This window comes from Nonomuraea sp. KM90, assembly GCF_052246675.1.
Lineage (GTDB): Bacteria > Actinomycetota > Actinomycetes > Streptosporangiales > Streptosporangiaceae > Nonomuraea.
Genome location: NZ_JBQQCB010000268.1, coordinates 1 through 5223, shown reverse-complemented (window position 1 = coordinate 5223; position 5223 = coordinate 1). Strand labels below are relative to the sequence as shown.

Annotated in this window: 2 protein-coding genes; one reads left to right on the top strand and one right to left on the bottom strand. The window is 69.1% G+C overall.

The features are described from left to right. Positions 1–206 precede the first annotated feature (206 nt). Positions 207–2960, top strand: a complete 2754-nt coding sequence (locus ACTWPW_RS62845; protein ID WP_443174825.1) for a caspase, EACC1-associated type — start codon at positions 207–209, stop codon at positions 2958–2960. 509 nt (positions 2961–3469) lie between these two features. On the opposite strand, the gene ACTWPW_RS62840 is transcribed toward ACTWPW_RS62845, so the two are convergent. After that, positions 3470–4753 carry an FAD-dependent monooxygenase gene (locus ACTWPW_RS62840; protein ID WP_443174824.1) on the bottom strand — a complete coding sequence of 428 codons (1284 nt, stop codon included), beginning with the start codon at positions 4751–4753 and terminating at the stop codon, positions 3470–3472. Positions 4754–5223: the final 470 nt, after the last annotated feature.

The following is a 5223-nucleotide window of genomic DNA, read 5'->3' as shown; positions in this document are numbered from 1 at the left end:
AACCGGCAGGGGCACGGTCTTTCATCAGGACTCGACGTCCAGGACACCCGAGTGCTCACCTGCCGGCGGCCACCATCCACCACGGAGTCTGCCGGATGGCTTACTCCCAGGACTCATTAGGACCCCCGGAAAACGTGGCGCGCGGCTGGTTTCCTCGGGCAGCATCGAGGTGTCTGTCACGTTCGACACCCTGATCCGGAGCGGCGATGTCCGAAGAGAACGGTTTCTCACTGCGGATCACCCCGGCTGGGGCCGACGTCGATCCGGTAGAGGTCGAGGAGTTGGCCATCCAGCTCCGCCGGGACCTGCTGGCGTCGGGGATCCCCGGGGTCACGCGCGCGATGGAGGGGCCGGCCCCTGAGGGGACCCGGTCGGCCGAGCTGCTCGCCGCCGGGATCGGCTTCCTGGTGACGGGACTGTCCACAGCGGCGTCCGTGGTGCAGATCGCGGACTATGTCCAGCGGTGGCGGCAGGCGCATCCGCGTCGTCGCCGGGTCCTGATCTCCGTCGAGACCGGTACTACGTATGGTGGTGCGGCTGCTTCCGGTACGGCCGGCCGGCGGAGCGCGCTTCTGGTGGCCAACGCGGCCTACCAGGATCCCGGGCTGAGCCGGTTGCGTTCGCCGGTCTCCGACATCAGGGCGCTTGCCCAGGTCCTCGGCGAGCCGGGCATCGGTGCTTTCGACGTCGAAACGCTCACCGATGCCGGTGAGTCCGTTTTACGCCGCCGGGTCGCGGCTCTCTTCGCCGACCGGCGGTCTGACGACGTCCTGCTCCTGCACTTCTCCTGCCACGGGCTCAAGGACCAGCGGGGCCGGCTCTACCTGGCGGCGGCCGACACCGAGCTGGGCTCGCTCGCGGCGACCGGGCTGCCGGCGTCGTTCATCTCTGAGCAGATGAGCGAGTCCGCGTCGCGGTCGGTGCTGCTGGTTCTGGACTGTTGCTACAGCGGGGCGTTCGCGCGCGACACTCCGGTGCGCGCGGATCGCACCGTCTACCTCGGCGACGAGTTCCGCGGGGGTGGGTCCGGGCGTACGGTGCTGACCGCGTCCAGCGCGACCGAGTACGCGTTCGAGGGCGGCCAGCTCACCTCCTACGAGGCTCAGCCGTCCATTTTCACCGAAGCGCTGGTGCACGGGCTCCGGACCGGGGGCGCCGATCTGGATCACGATGGTGAGATCACCGTTGACGAGCTGTTCGACTACGTCGCCCGGCGCGTCCGCGAGGCCGGGGCCGGGCAGGTGCCGCGTAAGTGGAGCTTCGAGACGACCGGGGCGCTGGTGGTCGCGCGCAGCGTCCGCCCGGCCATACTGCCGGAGGAGGTCCGCGCCGATCTCGGCAGCGATCGGCCCGTGCTGAGGCTGGAGGCGGTGCGAGCGCTCGCCGAGCTGCTCACCGGGGGGCGCGAGGGCTATCGGCGGGCCGCTCGTGAGGCGCTCGCCAGGTTACGCGACGACGATGACAGCAGGCAGGTGCGGGCGGCCGCCGCTGCCGCCCTGGGTGACGTCGCGCCGCCCCGGCTGCCCCCGCCCGCCGTACCTCCGCCCGCGATCGGGACGCCCACCGAGACGTCCGCAATCGAGACGTCCGGGGTCGAGACGTCCGGGGTCGAGACGTCCGCAATCGAGACGTCCGGGGTCGAGACGTCCGGGGTCGAGACGTCCGCAATCGAGACGTCCGCAATCGAGACGCCTGGGGTTGAGACGCTATCGACGTCGCCACCTGGCAGCGCCCCGGTGCGCGTCACGAAGCGCCGACGCGTGTTGGGCTTCAGCGCGATCGGCCTCGTCGTCGCCATGGCCGCGACGATCGGCATCGTCGCCGCACTGCCCAAGCAGCGCACTACAGAGAGCGGCGGCGGCTCGGCCGGCTTCGGGGCGACGCTGGGGATGATCACGCTGAGTCACGACGGCTCGATCGAGTCCGCTGAGCTGAGCCCCGACGGCCGCTGGGTGGTCACGCTCGACCCGCCGGCCGACCAGGCCGCCGCGCGGATCGCGAGGTTGTGGGACACATCGACCGGCCAGAAGGTGGCGACGTTCGACACGGACAACGGCGTCGTCTTCAGCCCGGACGGCAACCTGGTCGCCGGCGCCTACTTCGACGGCAAGCGCGAAGTCACCACGGTGGACGGCGAGTCGCTGGGCGTCCTCTCGGGTGGCACGACGACCGTCTCGCTGCGTAACACCAGCAGGGGCGACGTCATGGCCTCGTTCACCGGCCACCAGGGATCCGCGGCCGTGGCGTTCAGCCCGGACAGCAAGACCGTCGCCACGGCCAGCACGCTCGCCGCCGAAAAGCCCTTTGACGCGCTGATCCGCTTGTGGGACCCCTCGACGGGCAAGCTGCTGGCCACGTTGGCCGGCCACCGTAACGGGATCCAGAGCATGGGGTTCAGCCAGGATGGGAAGGTGCTGGTCACGGGTGCCGCCGGCGGGGTGACGAAGGTGTGGGACGTGGCCGGCGGCAAAGCCACGGCGACCCTGGACAACGCTTGGTTCCCGGTGTGGATCAGCCCCGACGGCAAGACGCTCGCCGACACGCTGCCGGGCGGCAAGAGCGGCAAGGGCGGCTTCGAGCTGAGGCGCGTGCCCGATGGGAAACGGCTGACTTCGGTTGCCAAAGCCGGGCGCTTCGCCGGCTTCACGCCCGGCTCCAAGGCGTACGCGACCGACAAGGACGGGGGCGTCCGCCTCTTCGACCTCGCGACCGGAAAGGCTCACGCGACTCTGACCGCAACGGTGCGGGGCGATCTGGTGTTCAGCCCGGACGGCAACCTCATCGCCGCCGTGACGACGGAGGGCGAACCAGCTCTGTTCGACGCCGCAACTGGTCAGGGGCTCACGCCGCTGACCGGCCACACCGGCAAGGTCACCGACCTCGCGTTCACGGCGGACGGACAGGCTCTCTTCACCACCGGGACGGATAAAACGGTGCGAAAGTGGTACGTCAAGCGCTGATCATGGACAGAGGCCGGCCTAGTCGTTCAGGGGACGGCTCTGAGAGCGTCGATGATGGCTCCTGCCGAAACTACATCCATGCAGTTCAAGTGGCATGTCGGTATTTGCCAAGGACTCCGCCGAGACGATCTCCCCGAGCGCGGCGTGGGAGCTGTCCGTTCTCATCCATCGTGTCAGGGAGCCATGTCGGCGAGCTGCGCACCGACAACTGACTTGAGACAAGACGGGCGAGCAATCCAGCTGGGGATCAATGGGCTTGGACGTCACAGGGTCGATGTCCCCATGGTCATGTCAGTTCCGGTGAGCGCCGACCAGGCAAGTGACAGAACCGCTGAGACCCCGCGCGGTGGAATCTCATCGATCTTGTCAGTTTTCCGACTCAACACCGTCTCATCGGAACGTGGCGTGGCCGCCGAACGGGCGCTCCAACGCGCACTACGCGGCATGAGCGGAGGTCGTTCGGCGGTGTCCTACCGAAGCGTGGTCCCTCTCGACACGTTATGTGACACCTACGGCTTGGCCGACGAGATCACCGGTAGTCCGGCCGGCACCCCGGAGTCCGGCACCCCTGCGTAGTCGGGCAGCTCGACGCCGTTGATCGCACGCTCGACCAGTTCGGTGAACCATTCGCCGGCGAAATCGGGGCTCGGCTCGGCGTCCGGCCCCGGGACCTCGAGGCTGTGTACGTGCAACCGGCCGATCTCCTGGTTGGCCTCCACGAACGAGCGCATCCGAGCCTCGTAGCCGGCGAACCCGACCTCCGGGTCCCACCCGGCGGCGGCCAGCTCTCCGGCCAGCAGATAGGCGCCGACCAGGGCCAGCCCGGTGCCCGCCCCGGACATCGGCGACGCGCTGAACGCCGCGTCCCCCAGCAGCCCCACCCGTCCGCTCGACCAGCGGTCCATCACCACCTGAGCGACCTGGTCCAGATAGAAGTCCGGGGTGTCGTCCACGTGCGCGAGGATGCGCCGGGTCAACCAGCCGAAACCGTCCATACGCTCGCACAGCAGGCGCTTCTGCGCCGCGACGTCGCGGTGATCGACGTCGAAGTCGGCCGCGGGGAAGGAGAACATGGCCATCGCCCGGGTGGCGTCCGGGATGGGCCGCAGGCCGGCGGACCGTCCGGCCTCCTGATAGTCGATCATCCAGCGGTCCACTCCGAACTCGTTGGGCACGCTGTAGAAGGCCAGCACGAGCCCGAGATGGCGGATGAAGTGCTCGCGCGGCCCGAAGACCATCGCTCGCAACTGCGAGTGCAGCCCGTCGGCCCCGATCACCAGGTCGAAGCGCCGCCGGTCGCCGCCGGCGAAGACCACGTCAACCCCGTCCGCGTCCTGGCTGAGCTCGGCGATCCGGTCACCGAAGACGTACTCGACACCGTCCCGGGTGTCGTCGTAGAGCACCTGGGACAGGTCCCCGCGCAGGATCTCGATGTCCGCGATGAACCCGTCGCCACCGTCGTCGTCGGCACGGAAGGTCTCCAGCACGTTCCCGTCCGCGTCCACGATGTGCGCGCCGGCGGTGTCGGTGCACGCCGCGCGCACCGCTGCGTCCAGCCCCATCCGCCGGATGACCTCTTTGGCGACCCCGCGCGCGTCCACCGCCTGCCCGCCGGGACGCAGCTCGGGAGCCCGCTCCACCACGGTCACCTCGGCCCCCCGCCGGCGCAGCCAGTGGGCCAGCGCGGGTCCCGCGATGCTCGCCCCCGCCACCAACACCCTGGGACCGCTCACCCGCCTCCCCTGCTCGCCAGTCCGGATGGTGTGCTCCTGCTTGGAGTCGTCGACGCTCATCACTGTCTCCATGTGCTTCCTCCCGCGCTGGGACGTTCCCAGCACAGGCCCACGCTGTCGGTGTGTCCAGCCGTATCGACCACGGATCCGCACAAAACTCATCGGCACGACCGAAAGCGCGTCCACGCTCCCGCAAACACCCTTTCGACGGGGGAGAGAACCGGCTGGTCCTCCACTTCCTGCAGCCGGCCCGCCTCGAACTCGCGCTCGGTGCCGTCGTCGGCCCGGACGATCCCAGCGGCCGGTACCGAAGTCGCCGCCGACGATCTCGCCCCTGAAGATCACGTTGTGCCAGCCGTCGTCGAAGGCCTGCACCCGCTTGCTGATCTCCTGGGCGGTGCACGGGAGTGTCAACTTAACGGCTGATCTTGGGTGTTGAAGTGTTCAGAGGTTGGCAGGGGTGAGGCGGCCTTCGAAGGCGATCTGGAAGGCGTTCAAGGGTGCCTTCCAGCGCATGGTCCATCGCTTGC